Source organism: Pseudomonas sp. B21-028, from assembly GCF_024749045.1.
In the GTDB taxonomy this organism is placed as follows: domain Bacteria; phylum Pseudomonadota; class Gammaproteobacteria; order Pseudomonadales; family Pseudomonadaceae; genus Aquipseudomonas.
In genome coordinates this window covers 3493418-3516596 of sequence record NZ_CP087184.1, presented here as the reverse complement: position 1 = coordinate 3516596, position 23179 = coordinate 3493418, and the positions used below count along the sequence as shown (strand labels likewise).

General features: G+C 63.7%; 21 protein-coding genes. 8 read left to right on the top strand and 13 right to left on the bottom strand.

Annotated features, from left to right (window positions below; all coding sequences use genetic code 11):
- Positions 1-59: 59 nt before the first annotated feature.
- The 3 genes from LOY35_RS15270 to LOY35_RS15260 form a co-directional block, all read right to left on the bottom strand.
- Positions 60-1859, bottom strand: a complete 1800-nt coding sequence (locus LOY35_RS15270) for a thiamine pyrophosphate-requiring protein (protein ID WP_258624405.1) — start codon at positions 1857-1859, stop codon at positions 60-62.
- A gap of 549 nt (positions 1860-2408) precedes the next feature.
- Positions 2409-3731 carry an ATP-binding protein gene (locus LOY35_RS15265; protein WP_258624403.1) on the bottom strand — a complete coding sequence of 441 codons (1323 nt, stop codon included), beginning with the start codon at positions 3729-3731 and terminating at the stop codon, positions 2409-2411.
- Complete coding sequence (locus LOY35_RS15260) at positions 3728-4468, bottom strand: response regulator (protein WP_258624401.1); 741 nt, start codon at positions 4466-4468, stop codon at positions 3728-3730. Before LOY35_RS15260 ends, LOY35_RS15265 begins: the two co-directional genes overlap by 4 nt.
- A gap of 231 nt (positions 4469-4699) precedes the next feature.
- On the opposite strand from LOY35_RS15260, the gene LOY35_RS15255 reads away from it, so the two are divergent.
- The 3 genes from LOY35_RS15255 (at position 4700) to LOY35_RS15245 (ending at position 6707) form a co-directional block, all read left to right on the top strand.
- Positions 4700-4963, top strand: a complete 264-nt coding sequence (locus LOY35_RS15255; protein WP_258624400.1) for a DUF2790 domain-containing protein — start codon at positions 4700-4702, stop codon at positions 4961-4963.
- Positions 4964-5059: 96 nt separating this feature from the next.
- Positions 5060-6271 carry a cytochrome c biogenesis protein DipZ gene (locus LOY35_RS15250; protein ID WP_258624398.1) on the top strand — a complete coding sequence of 404 codons (1212 nt, stop codon included), beginning with the start codon at positions 5060-5062 and terminating at the stop codon, positions 6269-6271.
- A 118-nt stretch (positions 6272-6389) separates the two neighbouring features.
- Positions 6390-6707 (top strand): hypothetical protein, encoded by a 318-nt coding sequence (locus tag LOY35_RS15245; protein WP_258633643.1) that lies wholly within the window; start codon positions 6390-6392, stop codon positions 6705-6707.
- Positions 6708-6873: 166 nt separating this feature from the next.
- Here LOY35_RS15245 and LOY35_RS15240 read toward each other — a convergent pair whose 3' ends face one another.
- Positions 6874-8754 carry a sigma-54-dependent Fis family transcriptional regulator gene (locus LOY35_RS15240; protein WP_258624397.1) on the bottom strand — a complete coding sequence of 627 codons (1881 nt, stop codon included), beginning with the start codon at positions 8752-8754 and terminating at the stop codon, positions 6874-6876.
- 344 nt (positions 8755-9098) lie between these two features.
- Here LOY35_RS15240 and LOY35_RS15235 point away from each other — a divergent pair, with 344 nt between their 5' ends.
- From LOY35_RS15235 to LOY35_RS15215, 5 genes are all read left to right on the top strand, one after another.
- Positions 9099-10181 carry an ATP-NAD kinase family protein gene (locus LOY35_RS15235; protein WP_258624395.1) on the top strand — a complete coding sequence of 361 codons (1083 nt, stop codon included), beginning with the start codon at positions 9099-9101 and terminating at the stop codon, positions 10179-10181.
- A gap of 3 nt (positions 10182-10184) precedes the next feature.
- Positions 10185-11162 carry a thiamine pyrophosphate-dependent dehydrogenase E1 component subunit alpha gene (locus LOY35_RS15230; protein WP_258624392.1) on the top strand — a complete coding sequence of 326 codons (978 nt, stop codon included), beginning with the start codon at positions 10185-10187 and terminating at the stop codon, positions 11160-11162.
- 35 nt (positions 11163-11197) lie between these two features.
- Complete coding sequence (locus LOY35_RS15225; RefSeq protein WP_258624389.1) at positions 11198-12214, top strand: alpha-ketoacid dehydrogenase subunit beta; 1017 nt, start codon at positions 11198-11200, stop codon at positions 12212-12214.
- The gene (locus LOY35_RS15220) at positions 12214-13326 is read left to right on the top strand and encodes an acetoin dehydrogenase dihydrolipoyllysine-residue acetyltransferase subunit (protein ID WP_258624386.1); all 1113 of its coding nucleotides are present in this window, start codon (positions 12214-12216) and stop codon (positions 13324-13326) included. The genes LOY35_RS15225 and LOY35_RS15220 overlap by 1 nt, the downstream gene beginning before the upstream one ends.
- Positions 13327-13407: 81 nt before the next feature.
- Complete coding sequence (locus LOY35_RS15215; protein ID WP_258633641.1) at positions 13408-14472, top strand: 2,3-butanediol dehydrogenase; 1065 nt, start codon at positions 13408-13410, stop codon at positions 14470-14472.
- A 64-nt stretch (positions 14473-14536) separates the two neighbouring features.
- Here the strand turns inward: LOY35_RS15215 and LOY35_RS15210 are convergent, their stop codons facing one another.
- The 9 genes from LOY35_RS15210 to LOY35_RS15170 all read right to left on the bottom strand — a co-directional run bounded on the left by LOY35_RS15210 (position 14537) and on the right by LOY35_RS15170 (position 23142).
- Positions 14537-15094, bottom strand: coding sequence for a DinB family protein (locus LOY35_RS15210; RefSeq protein ID WP_258624383.1), 558 nt, complete (start codon positions 15092-15094; stop codon positions 14537-14539).
- A gap of 257 nt (positions 15095-15351) precedes the next feature.
- Positions 15352-16269 carry a dihydrodipicolinate synthase family protein gene (locus tag LOY35_RS15205; RefSeq protein WP_258624380.1) on the bottom strand — a complete coding sequence of 306 codons (918 nt, stop codon included), beginning with the start codon at positions 16267-16269 and terminating at the stop codon, positions 15352-15354.
- A 167-nt stretch (positions 16270-16436) separates the two neighbouring features.
- Positions 16437-17465: a trans-3-hydroxy-L-proline dehydratase gene (locus LOY35_RS15200; RefSeq protein WP_258624378.1), complete on the bottom strand. Its 1029-nt coding sequence runs from the start codon at positions 17463-17465 to the stop codon at positions 16437-16439.
- Between the two features lie 52 nt (positions 17466-17517).
- Positions 17518-18240, bottom strand: a complete 723-nt coding sequence (locus LOY35_RS15195) for an amino acid ABC transporter ATP-binding protein (RefSeq protein WP_024777747.1) — start codon at positions 18238-18240, stop codon at positions 17518-17520.
- Positions 18233-18883, bottom strand: coding sequence for an amino acid ABC transporter permease (locus LOY35_RS15190; RefSeq protein ID WP_258624375.1), 651 nt, complete (start codon positions 18881-18883; stop codon positions 18233-18235). The genes LOY35_RS15195 and LOY35_RS15190 overlap by 8 nt, the downstream gene beginning before the upstream one ends.
- A 9-nt stretch (positions 18884-18892) precedes the next feature.
- Positions 18893-19558: an amino acid ABC transporter permease gene (locus tag LOY35_RS15185; protein ID WP_258624373.1), complete on the bottom strand. Its 666-nt coding sequence runs from the start codon at positions 19556-19558 to the stop codon at positions 18893-18895.
- Positions 19551-21329 (bottom strand): aconitase family protein, encoded by a 1779-nt coding sequence (locus tag LOY35_RS15180; protein WP_258624372.1) that lies wholly within the window; start codon positions 21327-21329, stop codon positions 19551-19553. Before LOY35_RS15180 ends, LOY35_RS15185 begins: the two co-directional genes overlap by 8 nt.
- Before the next feature lie 10 nt (positions 21330-21339).
- Positions 21340-22158, bottom strand: a complete 819-nt coding sequence (locus tag LOY35_RS15175) for a transporter substrate-binding domain-containing protein (RefSeq protein WP_258624370.1) — start codon at positions 22156-22158, stop codon at positions 21340-21342.
- A 234-nt stretch (positions 22159-22392) separates the two neighbouring features.
- The gene (locus tag LOY35_RS15170) at positions 22393-23142 is read right to left on the bottom strand and encodes an AraC family transcriptional regulator (protein ID WP_258624368.1); all 750 of its coding nucleotides are present in this window, start codon (positions 23140-23142) and stop codon (positions 22393-22395) included.
- Positions 23143-23179: the final 37 nt, after the last annotated feature.

The following is a 23179-nucleotide window of genomic DNA, read 5'->3' as shown; positions in this document are numbered from 1 at the left end:
GTAACTTGATGAAGCGGTCAGGTATTGGCGCGGGTGCGTGATGACTGCCGTTGACGTCCTTATTCCTTATCGTGGCGATGGCTCGGCAACAGGGCGCCCAGGACCTGTTTGGCGGTCTCCACCACGATGCCTCGTTCGTTCGGATCCCCCTGGAGCAGGGCCGAGGCGAATTTTTTCGCCTGTTCCAGTTTGATATGAGGTGGCAAGGGAGGCACGTCGGGGTCGGTCCGGAATTCGATCAGAACCGGACGTTCGGCCGCCAGCGCTTCTTCCCAGGCTGCGGCGACTTGATCCTCCTGCTCGACGAGGATGCCCTTTAGGCCAATGGATTCGGCAAAAAGGTGATAGGGCACGTCCGGGATGTCCTGGGACGCCTCGAATTTCGGGTCACCCTCCATGACGCGTTGCTCCCAGGTCACCTGATTCAAATCCTGGTTATTGAATACCGCGCAGATCCACGTGCCATTGGCCCAGGTGCGCCAGTATTTGGCGACGGTGATCAACTCGGCCATGTTGTTCATCTGCATCGCGCCGTCACCGACCAGGGCGATGACCGGCCGCTGGGGATGACAGAACTTTGCCGCAATTGCATAGGGCACTGCGGCACCCATGGACGCCAGGCCACCCGACAACGAGCACATCATGCCGCGACGGATCTGGATATCCCGGGCAAACCAGTTGGCGCAGGAGCCCGAGTCGCAGGTGATGATGGCGCGGTCCGGCAAGCGGGGTGACAGCTCGAACGTGACCCGTTGCGGATTGATCGGTTTGGCCGAGACCAAGGCGCGTTTCTCCAGGGTCTTGTCCCAGTCTGCGCGCCAGTGCTCGATTTTCTTGCGCCAGCCGCGGTCGGTCTTTTCTTCGATCAGCGGCAGGAGGGCGCGCAGGGTGTCGGCGCAATCGCCTTGCAGGTTGACCTCCATGGGGTAACGCAGGCTGAGCATGTCCGGCTGAATATCGATCTGCACCCCGCGGGCCTGGCCTTCGGGTGGGAGGAATTCGGCATAGGGGAAACCGGAGCCGATCATCAACAGCGTGTCGCAGCCGGCCATCAGGTTATCGCTGGGTTCGGTGCCCAGCAGCCCGATGGAACCGGTGACCCAGGGCAGGTCATCCGGTACCGCGGCTTTGCCCAGCAGTGCCTTGGCCACGCCGGCACCAAGTTTTTCGGCGATGGCGATCACTTCGTCTGTTGCCTGCAGCGCACCGGCGCCCACGAGGATGGCGACCTTCTTGCCGGCGTTGAGGACTTCGGCGGCTTGGCGCAGATCTTCTTCGTAGGGCACGACCCTGGGTTTGCGGTAGCCGACGCCGGAGTGAATCGTGCCGTGCTTACGCGGCGGCGGGGTGTATTCCATGTCCTGCAGGTCATTGGGCAGGATCAGCGCGGTGACACGCCGCTCGCCCACGGCGGTGCGGACGGCACGGTCAAGCAGATGGCGCACCTGGGACGGAGTGCTGGCCTGCTGGACAAACGCCCCGGCCACATCCTTGAACAGGCTGACCAGGTCCAACTCCTGCTGGTAATGCCCGCCAAGGGCGGCACGGGCCTGCTGGCCGCTGATGGCGAGTACCGGCATGTGATCCATCCGAGCGTCGTAGAGGCCCGTCACCAGGTGCGATGCACCCGGCCCCGAGGTGGCGATGCACACCCCCAGCTCGCCGGTGAATTTGGCGTGGGCACAGGCCATGAATGCGGCCATTTCCTCGTGGCGTGCCTGGATGAAGCGGATCTTTCCATTGGCACGGTTCAAGGCGCCGAAAACACCATTGATGCCATCGCCCGGATACCCATAGATACAACGAACCCCCCATTCATAAAGGCGTTCCACCAGAAAATCACCGACGGTCATGCTCATGTCTGTCCCTCATTGCTGGGCCGCAGCCGCCTGGGGCGGCGTGCAGCGTTGGGTGGCTACACAGGACTGGACCGACACAAGTCTTCCAAGGTTTCGATTTTCGACGGAGGGGGGCGATGGCCGGCTGGCGTCTCGGGCATATTGATGCAAACTGAGCCACCGCTATCGCGAGCAGGCTCGCTCCCACAGAGGGATTTGTGGTGGACGCGATTCCGTGAACGCCCGCGGAACCTGTGGGAGCCGGGCTTGCCCGCGAAGACGGCGGTACATCCAGCATTGATGCAAACTGGGCCACCGCTATCGCGAGCAGGCTCGCTCCCACAGGGGGATTTGTGGTGGACGCGATTCCGTGAACGCCCGGGGAACCTGTGGGAGCCGGGCTTGCCCGCGAAGACGGCGGTACATCCAGCATTGATGCAAACTGGGCCACCGCTATCGCGAGCAGGCTCGCTCCCACAGGGGGATGAAGGTGTACGCGATTGGGTGAGCACCCCGGAAACCTGTGGGAGCGAGCCTGCTCGCGATAGCGGTGGGCCGGTCAGCCCGGGGTCAACTGCCGACCGGGGTGTCGCGGTTCAGGCGCAGTTCGGCGCATAGGCCGCCGCCTTCGCGGTTGCTCAAGGTCAGTGAGCCGCCCATGGCCGTCGCCAGTTGCTGGGCGATGGCCAGTCCCAGCCCGGTCCCACCGGTTTCACGGTTGCGCGAGCTTTCCACCCGGTAGAACGGTTTGAGCACTTCGGCCAGTTCCTGCTCGTTGATGCCGGGGCCGCGGTCCAGGACCTGGATCGCCAGTTGGCCATCGTTCTCGGCCTGCACCTCGATCCGGGCCGCACCACCGAATTTCAGCGCGTTGTCCACCAGGTTCACCAGCACCCGGCGCAAGGCATGGGGGCGGGTGTCGATGACGGCGGCGTTCTTTCCGGACAACTGCACATCCTGTCCGGTGTCCTGGTAGTCGAACACCAGGCTGTCGAGAAACGCATCCAGACTGATGCGGCAGCTGGCCTCGGTGGCGCCGTGGATGCTGCGGGCATAGGCCACGCCTTCGCGCACAAGGTGTTCCATTTCACCCAAGTCGCTCCAGAGTTTGTCCTTCTCAATGCCCTCATCCATGAATTCCGCCCGCAGCTTCATGCGGGTGATGGGGGTTTGCAGATCATGGGAGATCGCCGCCAGCAACTGCATGCGCTCCTTGAGATAGGCGGCGATGCGGTCCTGCATGGCGTTGAATGCCTTGGCGGCATGGACTACTTCGGTCGGGCCTTGTTCATCCAGGCGTACGCTGTGGACATTCGGGTCGAGGGTTTCCACGGCCTGGGCCAGCCGGGTCAGCGGGCCGACGGCGATGCGCACGGCCAGCCAGGTACAGCCGATCAGCAACGCCAACTGCCCCAGCAACACCACCGGCAACCAAGGGGACAGGGGCATCATGGCTGGCCGGACGTCGATGGTCAGCGGGCTGCCGTCGCTCAGGCGCAGGTGCGCCTGGTAATGCTTCTGCGGGCCCGGAATGTCGATAAAGGTCAGGGGATAGGCCTGGCCGATGGCGTCCTCGATCGAACTCACCGAGATCGGCGCGTCGTCACGGGCTATCGGCTGGCCGGGTTGCCCTTCGTTCAGCAGGTAACCGTAGTTGCGCCGGGTGAGCTTGGGCAACCAGGCCGGGCGTTCGGCGGCGGGCAGGCGGTCCAGGATGGCGACGGAAGTCGAGACATCGGTTTCCAGGTTGCCGAGCATGGTGGACTTGGCCGTCTGGTAGCGCTCGTAGTATTGGGCGCCGAACGACAAACCCTGGGCCAGGATCAGGCCGATCAGGAAAATCAGCGACAGCCGCGAGGCGAGGGTGCGCGGCCACCGTAGCGGCAGACTCATGTCGACGCCTCGAGAATTTCCACCGGCAAGGAGAAGACATAGCCTTCGCTGCGCACGGTCTTGATGTAGGCCGGCTCGCGAGCGTCATCCAGCAGACGCTGGCGCAGGCGGCTGACCAGCAGGTCGATGGAGCGATCGAACAGATCGGCGTCCCGGCCCTGGGTCAGGTTCAGCAACTGGTCGCGGTTGAGCACCCGCTGCGGATGGTCGAGGAACACCCGCAACAGCCGGTATTCCGCGCCGCTCAGGGCAACCATGGTGCCGTCGCTGTCCAGCAGGTGTCGCGCCGTGGTGTCCAGGCGCCAGCGACCGAACGCCAGCAGGCGGCCGCTTTCGGTGACCACCAGGTTGGGCGGCAGCATGCGGGTGCGGCGCAACACCGCGTTGATCCGGGCCAGCAGCTCACGGGCGGCGAAGGGTTTGACCAGATAATCGTCGGCGCCCATTTCCAGGCCAATGATGCGGTCGGTTTCGTCGTTGCGGGCGGTGAGCATCAGCACCGGCGTGGCCTTGTGCTTGCCGGCGCGCAGTTCCCGGCACAGGACCAGGCCGTCATCGCCCGGCATCATCAGGTCCAGCACGATCAGGTCCACCGGCGTGGTTTCCAGAAAGGCGCGCATCTGCCGGCCATCGGCGACGACGGTAGTGCGCAGGCCGTTTTTCTTCAGGTAGTTGCCCACCAGTTCTCTGATTTCGCGATCGTCATCCACTATCAACACGTGATCGACATGATCCATGGTGTCCAGCCCTCTTGGCGTTTCGTTGTGATCAGAATACAGGGGCCGGCGGATCCGGCTCACGACGGTTTGTATTGCAGTGTATCTGGCGCCCGGCGGATACACAGCGATGCAAAAAGCCCCTGGCTCGATACAGGCGCGATACCTCAGGGGCATTCAATGGCATCCAACGAGGCAACACACCCGGCCTCGACAGCAAACACACTCATTGAATGAATCGAGGACATCGCCATGAACACCAAAGCCATCTACGCCGCCTGCCTTTTCGCCGCACTGAACATCTGCACCCTGTCGGCCCGGGCCGAAAGTAACGTCCAGGCGCAGACCTACGCCTACGGCAACCACCTGGACATCCAGAAAGTGCTCACCCTCTCCGAAGACGCCGGGCCTGCCTGCGGCGTGGTCAATGCCCACATGACCTACCTGGATTCGGCGGGACATCACCAAGCACTGGAATACCGCAAGTTGGCTGACCACTGCAATAACGATAATTGATGTTAAACATTAATAATGATTAATAACTAACTGTTTTTAATCGATAAATATTTGCTGAATGGCCCGAAACGGCCTGACTGCCCATGAGGTGATGCCATGCTTCTGATCGCTTTCCTCGGCGGGATCCTGACGATCCTCAGCCCTTGTATTCTCCCCGTGGTGCCGTTTTTGTTCGCCCGGGCCAATCGTACCCCCGGTTCGATGTTGCTGACCCTCGGCGGCATGGTGCTGACGTTCGCCCTGGTATCGAGCCTGGCGGTGGTCAGCAGCGACTGGGTACTGCGTGCCAGCAGCGTGGGTCGGCAAGTCGCCCTGGGCGTGATGGTGCTGTTCGCCTTGTCGCTGATCTTCAGCCGGGTTGGCACCTGGTTGGCGCGGCCATTGGTCAGCCTGGGCAATCGCGTCGATGCGGGCGCCGGGCGACTGGGTGGGCCGTTGGCATCGGTGTTGATCGGCGTCGCCACCGGGTTGCTCTGGGCGCCCTGTGCCGGACCGATACTCGGTGTGATCCTGACCGGAGCCATGCTGCAGGGCGCGAGCGCCGGGACCAGCCTGTTGCTGCTGGCCTACGGCCTGGGCAGTGCCTTGTCACTGGGGACCCTGATCTTCGCCGGACGTGGTTTGGCCGCACGGCTGAAGCTTTCGCTGCCGGTGACCGCCTGGCTGCGTCGTGGCAGCGGTGTGGTGGTGTTGCTGGCCGCCGTGGCGATCGGTACCGGCGCCGATGATCGACTGTTGGCCAGTACCTCTTCCCAAGGGGCCGCGAGCCTGGAACAGAGCGTGCTGAAAAAGGTTCCCCAGGCAATCGACTATGTGATCAGCAAGGCCAGCGCCAACCCGATGCCGAACCTCGAGTCCCACGGCGCCATGCCCTCGCTGGACGGTGCGGTGCAATGGCTGAACTCACCGCCGCTGAGCAGTGAATCGCTGAAGGGCAAGGTGGTGCTGGTGGATTTCTGGACCTACGACTGCATCAATTGCCAGCACACGCTGCCCCACGTGAACGACTGGGCCAAGAAATATGAGAAGGACGGGTTGGTGGTGATTGGCGTCCACACCCCGGAATACGGCTACGAGAAGATCATCGACAACGTGCGCCAGCAGGTTCGCAAGCTGGACATCAACTACCCGGTGGCCATCGACAACCAGTACGCGATCTGGCGCGCCTTCAACAACCAGTACTGGCCGGCGCACTATTTCATCGATGCCAAGGGGCAGGTGCGCTACAGCCACTTCGGTGAAGGCCGCTACGGCGAGCAGGAGCAAGTGATCCAACAATTGCTGCAGGAGGCCAAGGTGAGCCAGTAAAGCTGTGGCGAAGGGCCAGTCGAGTACTGGCCCCTCGTTTGTTTGAAGGTTGTCAAACTTCTTTTATTTCATAAAGTTGGACGACAAACCTATGCGATTTTCTATGTGGGGCGCGGCCATGTGGGTCGTGGCGACAACTCTCCTGGCCAGCGTCTCGCTCGACACCCAGGCCCGGGCGCTGACGCAAAACCAGCAGTCCGTATGCCGTTGGGGGGCGGAAATTGCGGCAGGCGCACAAGCCTCCAAGCTTTCCGGTGTGTCCCTGTACGGCGCCCGAAAAAAGCTGCAAGTGCGCAAATTTCCCCGGCCTTGGATGCGCATGACCGCCCTGGGTATCACCGAACAGACCTACGACAGCGCCTCCCGCCTCAAGCCCGCCGCAGTCAAGCAGACCTACTATGAGCAGTGCGTGCGTCACGAGTTGGCGCGCCGCTAGGTTCTGTACGAAAAGCCTTGATACTCGTTCATGCTGCGTTGAAAACAGCCTCGGAATGCTCATGTACTTCAGTACAGTCGGACGCGACCCCAGGCGTTCCTCGGCTGTTTTCGTCTTGCCTGACCTTCGTCTCAAGACTTTTCGTACAGAGCCTAGCCGATTCCGTTCATGCCGGGCTTCGGCCAGGCATGTCGATGCCGTGCTGATGGACCCTTCGGTACAGGGTGGCCCGGGAAATGCCCAGGGCCCGGGCGGTCGCGGTGGGTTTCCAGCGATGGCGCACGAGGGCATCGAGCAGGGCCTGGCGTTCCGGGCTGGCGCTGGGCTCAGGGGCAAGGGCAGCGACGGGCGAGCCGTGCAACGACTCGGGCAGGTGAGCGCGCTGGATCACCCGGCTCTCGCATACCGCACAGGCGTAGCGCAGCACATGGCGCAACTGGCGGACATTGCCCGGCCAGTGGTAGCCGAGCAGGCATTCCAGGGCCGCGCTGCTCAATTGCACGGCGCCGCCGCAGCGGGCCGACTCTTCTTCGAGGATGCGGTTGATCAGTGTCAGCCGGTCACTGCGCTCGCGCAGCGGCGGCAGCTGGAAGCGGGCGCCGCCCAGGCGGAAATACAGGTCCTCGCGAAACTCGCCGGCGCCGACCAGGGCTTCCAGGTCGCGGTGGGTGGCGCAGATCACCTGGATGTCCACGGCTTTGCGGCGCGACGCACCCAGAGGCGCCACTTCCCCCTCCGCCAGCACCCGCAACAGGCGCGTCTGCAAGGCCAGCGGCATGTCACCGATTTCGTCCAGGAACAGCGTGCCGCCGTCGGCCTGTTGCAACAGGCCCTGCATGCCCTTGGCCGAGGCGCCGGTGAAGGCCCCGGCCACGTAGCCGAACAACTCGCTCTCGATCAGGCTTTCAGGAATCGCGGCGCAGTTCAGCGCGACGAAAGGACGCTCACGGCGCTGGCTGGCCTGGTGCAACTGGCGGGCGAACACCTCTTTGCCTGAGCCGGTTTCGCCCTGGATCAACACCGGCAGGTTGCGATCCTTGACCCGCACCGCCAGGCGCAGGCTGTCGGCCAGGCGTGGATCGACGTCGACCGGCGCCATCGCCACCCGCGTACGCGGCTGCGCCCGCTGCCGTGGCGCGCTCAAGCGGCCGTGCAGGGACGGCTCGCTACCCTGGCGGCTGAAGGGGTAAAGGCTCTCATCCCGGGCACGGTGCAACCATTGCTGATCGAAGACCTGGCTGATGTGCTGCGGCACCTGGCCGTACTGCTGCAGCAGGTACTGGCGTGCGGCGGGGTTCAGGGCTTGAAGGCAGCCATCGTCGTCCCAGGCGAACAGATAATCGGGCTGGCTGTCGACGTAGCCGGCGTTGCGATGGGCCCGCAGCACCCAATAGCCCTGGGCGCTGCTCATGAAGAATGCCTGTTCGATTTCACGGGCGCTCTGCACCACCATCTGACGGATCAGGTGCTGCGAGCGGCGCTCATCCGGCGAGCGGACCGCCGACACGTCCAACACCCCGAGCAGTTCCCCCTGGGGGTCGAAGACTGGCGCGGCGGAGCAGGTCAGGCCAATGAACGCGGCGCGGAAGTGATCGCGCTTGTGCACTGTCACCGGCGCCTTGGCCGTGAGCACCGCCGCCACGCCGCAAGTGCCTTCCTCGCCCTCCGACCAGCAGGTGCCCAGGTAAAGCCCGGCCTTGCGACAGTCATTGCGTATGGCGGTTTCGACTCGGTAGTCGATGGTCTGGCCCTGGGCATCGGTCAGCAGCACACAGTAGTCGGCATCCCGTACCCGACCATGGAGGCGCGCCACCTCTTCGCTGGCGATATTGAGGAACAGCTCGGAGCGCTCGCGACATTGCTTGAGCACGTCCTCGGAGAGGATGCGCGGGCCCTGTAGCGAGCCGGGGTCGAGGTGATGTTGCTCCATGGAGCGACGCCAGGAGTCGAGGATCAGGTCCGGGACGGGCAACTGCGGCAATTGGTCCGCGTTCTTCACGACGCGGCTGACGCAATCCACATGGGCCCGGGAGTGAGCGGAAAGCATGACTGGCCTCCGGTTCAGCTTCTTATCGTTGTGCGCCCATTAAGCGCCGTTCGCCGAGCCCAGACAAGCTTGGCGGAATTGGTCGCCGGCGTGAGACGCCACGTCTCACGGTCTCGCCAACGGCTCGTGCAGGCTGACATGTGGCGTCTCACAAGGCCTTGTCCCGGTTCGTGGTTTATCTCGCTTCGAGGGCTCTGGCTCGGGCATCCGCTGGTTCTTTTCTGCAACTGGCACCGCCCTTGCTCTATGCCCTGGGCCCGCACGACGGGTCTTCCAATAATAAAAACGAGGTACGCCATGTCTTCCTGCCCTGGTCATTTGCCCGTCACGTCCGCGGTGGCGCCATGAGTCGCCGCCCCCTGACGGTAGGCATCATCGCCAACCCTGCTTCGGGGCGCGACGTGCGCCGCCTGACCGCCAACGCCGGACTGTTTTCCAGCACCGACAAGGTCTCGGTGATCCAGCGCTTGCTGGCGGCTTTCGGCGCCACTGGCATCGAACAGGTGCTGATGCCCACCGACATGACCGGCATCGCCGCCGCCGTGCTGAAGAACAGCCACAGCCGCCAGGCGCGCGACAGTCATTGGCCGGCCCTGGAGTTTCTCGACCTGACCTTGCGCCAGACCGTCGAAGACACTCGCAGGGCCGCACGCCTGATGGCCGAGCGCGAGGTGGCGCTGATCGCCGTGCTCGGCGGCGACGGCACCCACAAGGCCGTGGCCGCCGAAGTGGGCGATATCCCGTTGCTGACCCTGTCCACCGGTACCAACAACGCCTTCCCCGAGCTGCGCGAGGCCACCACGGCAGGGCTTGCCGGCGGGTTGTACGCCAGCGGCCGGATCCCCGGGCAGATCGGCTTGCGGCGCAACAAGCGCTTGCTGGTGTGCGAGGCCCGTCGCGGCCTGCGGGAAATCGCCCTGGTGGACGTCGCCGTGTCGCCGCTGCGCTTCGTCGGCGCCCGAGCCATCAGCCGGGCGGCGGATCTGGCCGAAGTCTTCGTGACCTTTGCCGAGCCGCAATCCATCGGCCTTTCCGCGTTGTGTGGCTTGTGGCTGCCGGTGACGCGGCAGGAGCCAGGCGGGGCCTGGATGCGCCTGGACCCGCAATCGCCCGAAGCGCTGCTGGTGCCGCTGGCTCCAGGCCTGTTGCAGGGCTGCGGCGTGCTCGCGGCCGGCCGCCTGGAGCCAGGCGTGGCCCACCCGTTGGCGCTGTCCAGTGGCACGTTGGCCCTGGATGGCGAACGGGAAATCGAATTCAACCCGCAGGACCGTCCCACGGTCACCCTCGATGCCGGCGGCCCGCTGAGCATCGATGTCGACGCGGTGCTGGCCTACGCCGCGCAGCAGCGCTTGCTGGGCATCGACCGCGAACATCCGCAACACCCCCTGAACCTGAAAGTCAGTCTTCAAGACACTCCTGGAGAATAAAAAATGTCGACACCGCTCACCCACGATCAACTGCTGCACGCCTACCAGGTGATGCGCACCATCCGCGCGTTCGAAGAGCGCCTGCACGTGGAATTCGCCACCGGCGAGATTCCCGGTTTCGTCCACTTGTATGCCGGCGAAGAGGCATCGGCCGCCGGGGTCATGGCCCACTTGGGCGATGACGACTGCATAGCCTCCAACCACCGTGGCCACGGCCACTGCATCGCCAAAGGCGTGGATGTCTACGGAATGATGGCGGAAATCTACGGTAAGAAAACCGGGGTCTGCCAAGGCAAGGGCGGCTCCATGCACATCGCCGATTTCGAGAAGGGCATGCTTGGCGCCAACGGCATTGTCGGGGCAGGTGCGCCGCTGGTGGTCGGTGCGGCGCTGGCAGCCCGGCTCAAGGGCACCGACAGCGTCGCGGTGGTGTTCTTCGGCGACGGCGGCTCCAACGAAGGCGCGGTATTCGAGGCGATGAACATGGCTTCGGTGTGGAACCTGCCGTGCCTGTTCATCGCCGAGAACAACGGCTACGCCGAGGCCACGGCCTCCAATTGGTCGGTGGCGTGCGATCACATCGCCGACCGCGCCGCCGGGTTCGGCATGCCGGGGGTGACGGTGGACGGTTTTGATTTCTTCGCCGTCCACGAAGCCGCCGGGGCGGCCATCGAGCGCGCCCGGGCCGGGGAGGGACCATCGCTGATCGAGGTCAAGCTGACCCGCTATTACGGCCATTTCGAGGGCGATGCCCAGACGTATCGGGCACCGGATGAGGTCAAGCACTTCCGTGAAAACCAGGACTGCCTGATGCAGTTCCGCGAGCGCACCACCCGGGCCGGATTGCTTTCGACCGAGCAACTGGACCAGGTCGACCGGGAAGTGGAACTGCTGATCGACAACGCGGTGCGCAAGGCCAAGTCCGATCCCAAGCCTGCGGCGGCGGACCTGCTCACTGACGTCTACGTCTCCTACCCCTGAACGCCCCTTATAAAACAAGAACAGAGAACTCCATCATGGCGAGAAAAATCAGCTATCAGCAGGCAATCAACGAAGCCCTGGCCCAGGAAATGCGCCGCGATACCAGCGTATTCATCATGGGCGAGGACGTGGCCGGTGGCGCCGGCGCGCCCGGTGAGAACGACGCCTGGGGCGGTGTGCTTGGCGTCACCAAGGGCCTCTACGATCAGTTCCCCGGTCGTGTGCTCGACACCCCGTTGTCGGAAATCGGTTACGTCGGCGCAGCGGTTGGGGCTGCGACCTGTGGCGTGCGCCCGGTCTGCGAACTGATGTTCGTCGACTTCGCCGGCTGCTGCCTGGACCAGATCCTCAACCAGGCGGCGAAGTTTCGCTACATGTTCGGTGGCAAGGCCTCCACACCTTTGGTGATCCGCACCATGGTCGGTGCCGGCCTGCGCGCCGCGGCCCAGCATTCACAGATGCTCACGTCCTTGTGGACACATATCCCCGGGCTGAAGGTGGTGTGCCCGTCGTCGCCCTACGATGCCAAGGGCTTACTGATCCAGGCGATCCGCGACAACGATCCGGTGATCTTCTGCGAGCACAAATTGCTGTACGGCATGCAGGGCGAGGTGCCCGAAGAGCTCTACACCATCCCGTTCGGCGAGGCCAACTTCCTGCGCGACGGCAAGGACGTGACCCTGGTGTCCTACGGCCGCATGGTCAACACCGCCATGGAGGCGGCGCGCAGCCTGGCCGGGCGCGGTATCGATTGCGAGGTCATCGACCTGCGCACCACCAGCCCGATGGACGAGGACAGCATCCTCGAAAGCGTGGAGAAGACCGGGCGCCTGGTGGTCATCGATGAGGCCAACCCACGCTGCTCCATGGCCACCGATGTCTCGGCGCTGGTTGCGCAGAAAGCCTTCGGCGCGCTCAAGGCGCCGATCGAGATGGTCACCGCGCCGCACACGCCGGTGCCGTTCTCCGATTCCCTGGAAGATCTGTACATCCCTGACGCGGCGAAGATCGAACAAGCCGTGCTCAACGTGATCGAGTGGAGCAAGCGCTGATGAGCCAGATTCATACCCTGACCATGCCCAAGTGGGGCCTGTCGATGACTGAAGGCCGGGTCGATGCCTGGCTCAAGGAGGAGGGCCAGGCCATTACCAAGGGCGACGACGTGCTGGACGTGGAGACCGACAAGATCTCCAGCAGCGTCGAAGCGCCGTTCTCCGGCGTGTTGCGTCGGCAGATCGCGCGGCAGGACGAAACCCTGGCGGTCGGCGCGTTGCTGGGCATTGTTGTCGAAGGCGAGGCCAGCGACGCCGAGATCGATGCGGTCATCGAGCAGTTCCAGTCCAGTTTCGTGCCGGGTGACACCGGCGATGAAGACACCGGCGCGAAACCGCAGAAGGTCGAGCTGGACGGCCGGGTGATCCGCTACTTTGAACGCGGCGAAGGCGGCATGCCCTTGGTGTTGGTCCACGGTTTTGGCGGGGACCTGAACAACTGGCTGTTCAACCATGAGGCCCTGGCGGCCGGCCGCCGGGTGATTGCCCTGGACCTGCCGGGCCATGGCGAGTCCGGCAAGGCTCTGCAACGGGGTGACCTGGACGAGCTGAGCGGCGCGGTGCTGGCCTTGCTCGATCACCTGGACATCAGCGTCGCGCACCTGGTGGGGCATTCCATGGGCGGTGCCGTGTCGCTGAACACCGCACGCTTGATGCCACAGCGGGTGCGTTCCCTGACGCTGATCGGCAGCGCCGGCCTCGGCCCTGAGATCAACGACGGCTACCTGCAAGGCTTTGTCGAGGCCTCCAACCGCAACGCGCTCAAGCCGCAATTGGTGCAGTTGTTCTCCAATGCCGAGCTGGTCAACCGCCAGATGCTCGACGACATGCTCAAGTACAAGCGCCTGGAGGGCGTGGAGACAGCGTTAAAGCAGCTGTCGGCGACCTTGTTCGCCGAGGGTCGCCAACAGGTGGACTTGCGCGAAGTGGTGCAGGCCGGTCACGTGCCGACCCTGGTGATCTGGGGCAGTGACGACGCGATCATCCCGGCGACCCATGGCGAAGGGCTGGACGCCCAGGTCGAGGTGCTGGCCGGCCAGGGCCACATGGTGCAGATGGAAGCGGCCGAGCAGGTCAATCGATTGATCCTTGAGTTCATTGAACAGCACTGATCGAACGGGCGACGAGCGAGTCGTCGCCCCCCAGCATTCTGGAGAAACGCTATGAACGCTTCAATCAAGCCTACCCGCAGCATGCGCGCCGCCGTCTGGCATGGCCGTAACGATATCCGCGTCGAAGACGTACCGTTGCCCGTTTCGCCGCCCGCCGGCTGGGTGCAGATCCGCGTGCAGTGGTGCGGCATCTGCGGCTCCGACCTGCATGAATACGTGGCCGGACCGGTGTTCATTCCGGTGGACGCGCCACACCCGCTGACCGGTATCAAGGGCCAGTGCATCCTCGGCCACGAGTTTTGCGGCGAAATCGTCGAACTGGGGGCCGGGGTAGAGGGCTTCAGCGTTGGCGAGCCGGTGGCGGCGGATGCCTGCCAGCACTGCGGGACCTGCTACTACTGCACCCACGGGCTCTACAACATCTGCGAGAACCTGGCGTTCACCGGCCTGATGAACAATGGCGCGTTCGCGGAGCTGGTCAATGTGCCGGCCAATTTGCTCTACAAGTTGCCTGCCGGTTTTCCTTCCGAGGCCGGCGCGTTGATCGAGCCGTTGGCGGTGGGCATGCACGCGGTCAAGAAGGCCGTCAGCCTGCTGGGTCAGAACGTCGTGGTGGTCGGCGCCGGGACCATCGGCCTGTGCACCATCATGTGTGCCAAGGCCGCCGGGGCGGCCCAGGTGATTGCCCTGGAGATGTCCGGGGCACGCAAGGCCAAGGCCCTGGAAGTCGGCGCCACTCATGTCATCGATCCCAACCAGTGCGATGCGCTGGCCGAAGTGCGTCGCCTGACCGGTGGGCTGGGCGCCGATGTCAGCTTCGAGTGCATCGGCAACAAGCACACCGCCAAGCTCGCCATCGACCTGATCCGCAAGGCCGGCAAATGCGTGCTGGTGGGGATTTTCGAGGAGCCGAGCGAATTCAACTTCTTCGAGTTGGTATCCACCGAGAAACAGGTGCTCGGCGCGCTGGCCTACAACGGCGAGTTTGCCGACGTCATCGCGTTCATCGCCGATGGCCGCCTGGACATCTCGCCACTGGTGACCGGGCGCATCCAGCTGGAACAGATTGTCGGGCAGGGCTTCGAGGAGCTGGTCAACAACAAGGAGCACAACGTGAAGATCATCGTGTCACCGGCGCGGACCTGATTTTTCCTGATGTGGGCGATTGGCGATGGCCGGCGGCGGCCATCGCATTTTTTATGCCTTGGATTCAATCCGGCTGATAGGCCCGCCAGACACGGCCTTCGTCGAGCTGCAACTGCTGTTCTTCCGTTTGCCGGAACTTGCGGTCGCAGTCGAGGAAAAACTCGTCGAGCTGTGGCGGCTCGAGGTCGGTGTCGCTGAGCATCGTGTGGACCTGGCCACGGTGGTGAATCTGGTGTTCGAACAGGTGCAGCAGCAACCGGTCGATACGCTCGGGCACCACCGCACCGTCGGCGCGTACCAGCTCGACGGACCGGGCGAGGTCTTTCTCCCGCAGGGATTCGCAGAACGCCACCAATCGCCGGTCGGTGCGGGCCTGGTTTTGCACCAGGTCGGCAAAGACCAGGGTTTCGGAGAAATCCTTGATCTGACCGTCACGATCGCCTTCCAGGGCGGTGAGGTAATAGCGATCCACCTCCAGGATATGGCAGAGCGTGGCTTGTATGGACGGAAAGAACCCGGTGCGGCGCGTCAGGTATTCGTCCTCGCTCAACTGCGCGCAAGTGCTGAGCAACCGGTGGTTGGCCCATTGGTTGTTCAGGGCCTGGGCCAGGAAATAGTTCATGGGAAGCCTTCCTTGTGGGAGCGAGCCTGCTCGCGATGACGGCGGTACATCCAGCATAGCCGTTCCAGACAGACCGCTATCGCGAGCAGGCTCGCTCCCACAGTGGGTTTATGTGCTGGCTGATAGTCCTCCATATACCTCGGTCAGTGTGGGAGCGAGCCTGCTCGCGATGACGGCGGTACATTCAGCATAGCCGTTCCAGACAGACCGCTATCGCGAGCAGGCTCACTCCCACAGGGGACTTCATTGGCCTCGGGTCAGAGCCCCACATCCGGCAACACCGGGCGATTCGCCAGGGCCTTGGCCATGATCTGTTCCACATACACCCGGTCTTCTTCCGGCAGAGCCAGGCGTGGTGGGCGGGTGAGGGCGCTGCCGCGGCCGGCGATGGCTTCGCACAGCTTGATGCATTGCACCAGGTCGGCGCGGGCGTCGAGGTGCAGGATCGGCATCAGCCACTCATAGATCGGCATCGCTTCGGCAAAACGGCCATCGCGGGCCAGGCGGAAGATGGTTTCGCCTTCCTTCGGGAACACGTTGGACATGCCCGAGACCCAGCCTTCGGCACCCACGGCGAGGCTTTCCAGTACCACGTCGTCAAGGCCCGCGAACAGGACAAAGCGATCACCTACTTCATTGCGCACGTCGATGAAGCGCCGGGTGTCGCCGGAGGAGTCCTTGAAGCACACCACGTTGTCGCAATCGGCCAGGGAAATCAGGATGTCCGGGGTCACGTCGTTTTTGTAGATCGGTGGGTTGTTGTAAACCATCAGCGGCACGTCGGCATGCCGGGCTACGTAGCGAAAGTGCTCGGCGGTTTCGAACGGCTTGGAACTGTAGACCAGTGCCGGCATCAGCATCACGCCGTCGACGCCGACCTTGCGCACCGCATTGGCGACCTTGGCCGCCTGCACGCTGGTGAATTCGGCCACGCCGCAGATCACCGGCACCCGGCCCCGGGAGGCGTCCACCGCGACTTCGGTCACGGCGATTTTTTCTTCGGCGCTCAACGAGGTGTTTTCCCCCACCGAACCGCAGACCACCAGGCCCGAGACGCCGTCACGGATGACGTTGGAAATGACCTCATGGGTCTTGTCCAGGTTGATGGAAAAGTCATCGTTGAATTGGGTGGTGACGGCGGGGAATACGCCGCTCCAGTTGATGCGTTTGCTCATGGGTTGTCTCCGGTGGTTAATGGTTTGTGGCGAGGGGATTCATCCCCGCTGGGGCGCGAAGCGGCCCCAATCTGGCGACTCGCTGCGCCAGACAGATACAGGGGGCTGCTTCGCAGCCCAGCGGGGATGAATCCCCTCGCCACAAGGGATCGATGTGAGTTCGAAAGTCATGCGCCAGGCCACGTATCTGAAAGCCGATAGCCCTGCGGCCACGGATCAGCCGGATCCAGCAATAATTGATGCGTCCCGGTGATCCACGCCCGCCCGGCAATGCACGGGTAGATCGCCGGTCGCCCGGCCACGTCGGTCAGCGAGTCGATGCGGCAGTGGAATTCGGAGCCGATGATCGAGCGCCCGATGAACCGTTCACCCACCTGCATCAACCCCTTGGCCTGCAGCACCGCCATGCGTGCCGAGCACCCGGTGCCGGTGGGGGAGCGGTCGATCTTGCCGGGTTGGATCACCACGGCGTTGGCGCCGGTCGCGACACCTGATTCCATGACAATGGGCGCGGCGATCTGGCAGAACGAGATATGTGACCAGTCCGGGTTAAGCGGATGCTCGAAACCCAATTGTTCGTTGGCGGCCCGGGTGATTTTCAGCCCGGCAGCCACCAGGTCGGCGGCCTCGTCAGGGCGGATGGCAAAACCCAGGCGCTGGGCGTCGACGATGACGAAACTGTCGCCGCCATAGGCGGTGTCCACCTGCAGCGAGCCCAGGCCTTCCACTTCGATCCAGGCGTCGAGGCGGTCGGCGAAGGAGGGTACGTTTTTGATCTCCACCCGTTGCACCTTACCGTCGCGGCAATCGGCGACGGCTTCGATCAACCCGCCAGGGGCCTCCAGTACCAGTCGGGTCTGGGGTTCGGTCATGGGCAGGATGCCGCTGTCCAGTAGCACAGTCGCGACGCACAGGGAGTTGGAGCCGGACATCGGCGGCGTGTCGGCCGGCTCCATGATGATCCAGGCCATCTGTGCCCGCGGATCCTTGGCCGGTACCAGCAGGTTGACGTGGCGGAACACGCCGCCACGGGGTTCGTTGAGGACGAAGTTGCGCAGGGTCTCGTCCCGGGCGATCCAGCGCGATTGTTCCCACACCGTGGCACCGGGGGGCGGGGCGACGCCGCCGACGATCACATCGCCGACTTCGCCTTCGGCGTGACAGCTGACGATGTGGATGATTTTTGATGAGCGCATTGGGCTGCTCCTTGTGTTGTCTGTTCGGGCCTCATCGCGAGCAGGCCATTGGCTATTTCACCGACTTGAGAAACGCTGCCGTCTCCCGCTGCATCGGATTGCCAATCACCTGGTCCGGCGGCCCGATCTCATGCACCCGGCCATTGCAGAAGAACGCCACGCGGTCGGACACGTCCCGGGCGAAGCGGATTTCGTGGGTCACCAGCACCATGGTCATGCCGTCCTCGGCGAGCATGCGCATGGTGTCCAGCACCTCACCCACCAGTTGCGGGTCCAGGGCCGAGGTGGCTTCGTCGAACAGCATGTAGTCCGGCGACATCGCCAGGGCCCGGGCGATGGCCATGCGCTGTTGCTGACCGCCGGACAGCTTGTTCGGGAAGGCCTTGAGCTTGTCCCCCAGGCCTACGTGCTCCAGCTGTTTTACCGCCAGGGCCTCTGCCTCCTGCTTGCTCTTGCCCAGCACCTTGCGTGGCGCCAGCATCACGTTCTCCAGCACGGTCAGGTGCGGGAAGGCGTTCCATTGCTGGAAAACAATGCCGATCTTCTGCCGCAAGTGATTGAGATCGGTGGCGCGGTCATGCACCTCGACACCGTCCACGCGGATGCTGCCTTGCTGGATCGGCTCCAGGCCGTTGATGCACATCAGCAGGGTCGACTTGCCGGAACCCGAGCCACCGATGATCGACACCACTTCACCCTTGTCCACGGTCAGGCTCACACCCTTGACCACTTCCAGGTCGCCGAAGGATTTATGCACGTTCTCGATCTCAATCATTTTCCTGCCACCTTCTTTCCAGACGTGCGCCGAGGCGGGCGACCACCAGGCTCATGACGTAGTAAATGAGGCCTGCGATGCACAGCACCAGCAGGGGTTCCTGAATGCGCGTGACGATGGTTTGCGAGGCACGCAGCAGCTCGACGATGCCGATCCACATCACCAGCGCGGTGTCCTTCATCACCCCGAGCACCAGGTTCAGCCAGCCGGGAAACGCCACGCGCGTGGCAATCGGCAGGACGATGAAGCGCAAGTCCTGCAGGTAGCTCAAGCCCAGGGAACGGCTGGCCCGCCGAGTGCTCAGCGGCACGGCCAGCACCCCGCCGCGGACGATTTCGGTGAAGTACGCGGCGGCGTAGACTCCGAGCACGATGCAGCCGACGGCGAAGGCGCTGAGGTTCAGGCCGACGATGCTCTTGAGGGAGTTGAACAGCACGAACTGGATCAGCAACGGCACGCTACGAAACACGTCCAGTACCCAGGCCAGCGGCAGGCTGGCCCGGGGCAACAGGGCTCGGAGCAGGCCGAACAGCAAACCGGCCAGCGTGCCGAGCAGGATCGACCAGGCGGTCAGTTGCAGCGTGACCCAGGCCCCGTCGAGCAAGAACAATAGGTCGTTGACGGTGAGGCTTGTTGTAAACATGACCGGCCCTCAATAACGGAACAGGCGCCAGGACAACAGCCGGGCGAGCCCGACGATCAGCTTGGCGATCAGGTAATACAGCGCGGCCGCGAGGGCGAAGTATTCGAAGGTGCGGAACGTCTTGACGTTGTATTCCTGGGTCACCCCGGTGAGGTCGTTGTTCAGGCCGACCACCACGCCCAGTGAGGTCATCAGCACCGCCCAGACCATCTGGTTGGCCAGCGGGTAGAACACGATGCGCAGCAGTTGCGGGACGATGATCATCCGATAGGCCTGGAACGCGCTCATGCCCAGGGAACGGGCGGCGCGCATCTGCGTGCCGGGCACGGCCTTGAGGCCACCGCGAAAGTTCTCCGCCAGGTAACCGGCATTGTTGAAGGTGATCCCGGCCAGTAACGCCAGCCAGGAACTGACGTGCAGCCCGAGGGAGCCGAGGCCGAAGTAGAGGATGTAGATCTGGAACAGCGACGGCGTGTTACGGGCGATGGACACCCAGCCATTGCCGATGCCGCGCAACAATGGATGGCGCGCCTGGCGCATCACCGTCAGCACCAGCGCGATCAGCACGCCGAAGATCATCGACAGCGCCGCGGTCTCGAATGTGACCCAGGCCCCGGCGAGCATGTCGGGCAATGCACGCAGGGCCGGGCGCCACTGGAAGCTGTAGTCAAACATGGAAGGGGTTCCCTCGGCGGGTGGCAGGTTGCAGCCAGAGCGGCGGCTGACCCGTGGCGGTGGCGGTGCATGCGGCTTCGACGCAGGCCGCGAGGCTGGCGAAGTGCACCCCGCGCCCCACCAGGCCGGGTGCGTAATGGGCGTATTTGCCGGAGTTGGTCATCAGGGTGGTGGCAGCGGGAGGGATGACCGGTTCGCCCAGCATGCACCAGCAGGTGTCGGTCACCAGTGTGGCGCCGAAGGCTTCGATGGCGTCCAGATGGCCCGCCCGGCGGGCCTGTTCCAGTACCGCTCGACCGCAGGTGATGGCGAGCACCACGTCCGGCTGCTTGCTCCGGCCGGTGCAAAGAGCCGCCAAGGCGGCAAATTCGCTGAGGGAAAAATGCGGATTGCCCAGGGAGACCACGTCCACCCGGTTGTCCCGGGCACTGTTCAGCTCACGCCAACTGGCAAGCAGGCCCGCGGCATCGACGGTTTCCATCGGTAGCGGACAGTCCACCTCTACGACAGCGGCCGGGTCGAGGGCTTCCGGCGTGACCCCGGCGATGTGGAATAACGGCGCGGCACTGGTGGTGGCGAACGCGGCGCCGAAGGCTTTCAGGTCATCCAGGGTCGGCGCGGCGTGTTCCAGGCCGCGTATCAACGGAATGCGCCGACCTGTCAGGCCGCCGATGTGATAGCCCAGCAACGGATAGAAGCTGTCGTCGATGTCGCGCAGTTCCGAAACATCGACAATCAGCCGGGCCTTGCGCTGGTCGTCCAGGTGACAACCGCTCAAGGGTGCCCGGCCGCACAAGGCAATGCAGATATCCAGGAAGTCCGGGTACTTCTGCGTGCGAGCCCCGAGCACACTGTTGGCGTAGACCACCGCGTTGGACTCGGCCCAGACGATCTGCTCGCCGGCCCTGGGCGCGGTGTCCAGCAGATACGGCGCGCAGGTGAAGCTCAGCTGCGCGCCCATCGCCATGTAGGCATCGCCCAAGGCACTCGCCGGTTCGCCCAAGGCCGGGTCTACGCCCAGTTCACGCCAGCGGCGCTGATCCACGGAAATGGAATTGAGGGTGGTGGGCACGCGTACCTTGGCGCCCCACTGCACCAGTTGCTCGGCAAAGCGCAGGCTGGCCGGGCCGGTGTAGATGCAACCGTCGATGTGCGCCTGGGTCACGTCCAGCAACTGCGTGGCACCCTGGATTTCGGCCATTCGCAAGACGATTTGCATCGCCACCTGGGCGGCCTTGCCGTGGCCGCCGTCGAGCAGTGCCCGGTCCTGTTCGGTGAGGCTGACGGTAGACGGCGTGGGCGGTTGCAAGGGGACCTTGGTGCCATCCCAGTAATCGTTGGGGCGACGGCCGGACAGGATCAGGCAATCGCCTTCGACGCGCACGAAGCCCTGGCCGCGCAAACCGTCGAAGGCTTCACGACCGATCTGCACCACCGGCAGGGAGCGCTGGAAAATCAACTGCGCCACCAGCACGCCCAAGGTCAGGATCTCATCCGCTTCGGCCAATACCAGCGCCGCGGGTGCGTGGCCGTTGCTGATCAGTTCCATCAAGACGCTGCTGCCGGTGCACGAGCCGCGTCCGCTGGGAATCGCCAGCACGCGCCCGGCCAGACGCTCGCCGCTGAGGGGGTGATGGCGGTCGATGACTTCACCGCTGGCCGGATCCACACCGCCCCAGAAACTCAAGCCCACATCGGCAAAGAGCAGGGCGCCCTGGGCGGCACCCTCCACCAGACTGCGGCCCACGACACGGATAGGCGTGCTTGGCATGCCCCGATCCTCAGTAATAGACCTGCGGGACGGTCAGGTTGGCCGGTGGAATGTCGGTACCGACCCATTTGACGAACAGCTCTTTATAACGGCCGGTGCGCACCTGTTGGTTGACGAACAGATTGAGGTAGTTGATCAGGCCGAACTCGTTGCGCTTGGCGCCAAGGGACACATAGTCGATGACATAAGGTGCGTCACCGGCGATCTTCAGGTTTTTGTATTTCCCCGACTTGATGGTCGCGGCCGCCACGGTATTGGTCACCACCGTCGCCTCGATGTGCCCTTGGGCGACGGCCAGCAGCGTATCGTTCTGCGACTGGTAGGCGCGGAAGCTGCCGCTGCCCCAGTTCTTCTGGTCTTTCTCCAGCGCGATGGCTTCATAGGTGCCGCTGGTATTGCCCACGGCCTTGCCCTTGAGGTCGGCGAAGCTGTTGATGCCAGTGTTGTCGCGGGTCAGCACCACCATCTGGAAGGCGAAGTAGGGCACGGTCAGGCCGACGGTCTTGGCCCGTTCCAGGGTGTCGGAGGTGGAGGCGACGATGACATCGGCGCGGCCGGAAATCAGCGCCGGGATCCGGTCCGGGAACGGTGTTTCCACGACTTCGGCATCTACCCCCAGGACCTTGGCCAAATCGTGGCAGTAGTCCACGTCGAAGCCCGCCGGTTTGTTGCTTTCGTCACGAAAGCCCATGGGCGGGAAGTCCAGGGTCACGGCGCAGCGCAGCTTGCCGGAGCCGATGATGTCATCGAGCTTGTCGGCATGGGCGGGGGTGATGAACAAAGGTGCCAGGACAACACTTAACGCTACGGCCAATGCAGGGTTTTTCATAAATGCCTCGCTGTCGAATAAATGCGGTGAGATATCGTATTGAGGATTTCGTATACGATATTAGATAAGCAATCGGCGTGCCTGTCTGACGAATCTCTCGCTTTAATAGGTAACTCGTTGATAAAAAACAAGTAATAGAGGGCGGTGGGGTGGCACGGTGCTGAAGGCCGTTTCAGGAGGGTGTTACAGATGGGAGCAATGAGGTGTGCTCCGGCGCCCTGTAAGGGAACAGATTCAATGCTGGCTTTCCCGATACTGGCTCGGCGACAGGCTGGTCAAGGCGCGGAATTGGCGACTGAACGCGCTGTGGTCGGTATAACCGCAGCGCAGAGCGATGTCGGTGATGGGCAGATCCTTGTCCAGCAGCAGGCGCGAGGCTTCTTCCAATCGGGCCTTGTGAATCATTTGCCGGGGCGTGAGTTGGAAAATGCGTTTGCAGTGCCGCTCCAATTGCGCCACCGACAAGCCGGCGATGGCGGTCAGTTCGGCAAGGCTGATGGGGCGGGCAAAATGGCTTTTGATGTGGGCATCCACTGCCGCCAGTTTCTGGAATGCCGGGTGTCCGGACTGCGGCAGTTGCAGGTCCCGAGAGATGCCGGCCAGGCCGACGATCTGGCCGTTGGGCTCGCGCAGGGCGATTTTATGGGTCAGGCACCACACGCTCTGGTTGCCGTAGTACAGGTGGAGTTCGAGTTGGTCCGCCAGCTCCCGGCCGCTGGCCAGCACCCGTCGGTCCTGTTCGGTATACAGCGGGCCGAAGCGCTCGGGGAATACCTGCTCGGCGGTGCGGCCGAGCAGATCGGCGCTGTGCTTGAAGCCACAGCGCCGGGCCAGGGTCTGGTTGACGAAGGCGTAGCGGGCCTGCGTGTCCTTGATGAAGAACACCACGTCCGCCAGGGTGTCGAGCAGCGGTGCGATGGATTGCATGCTGTGCAGCAGGGTGTCCAGGTCGCAGGGGGTGAAGGATGTGAGCGAGGGATACATGGGCCGGCATCATTTGGGTGGAGGCAAGGGTTGCGCA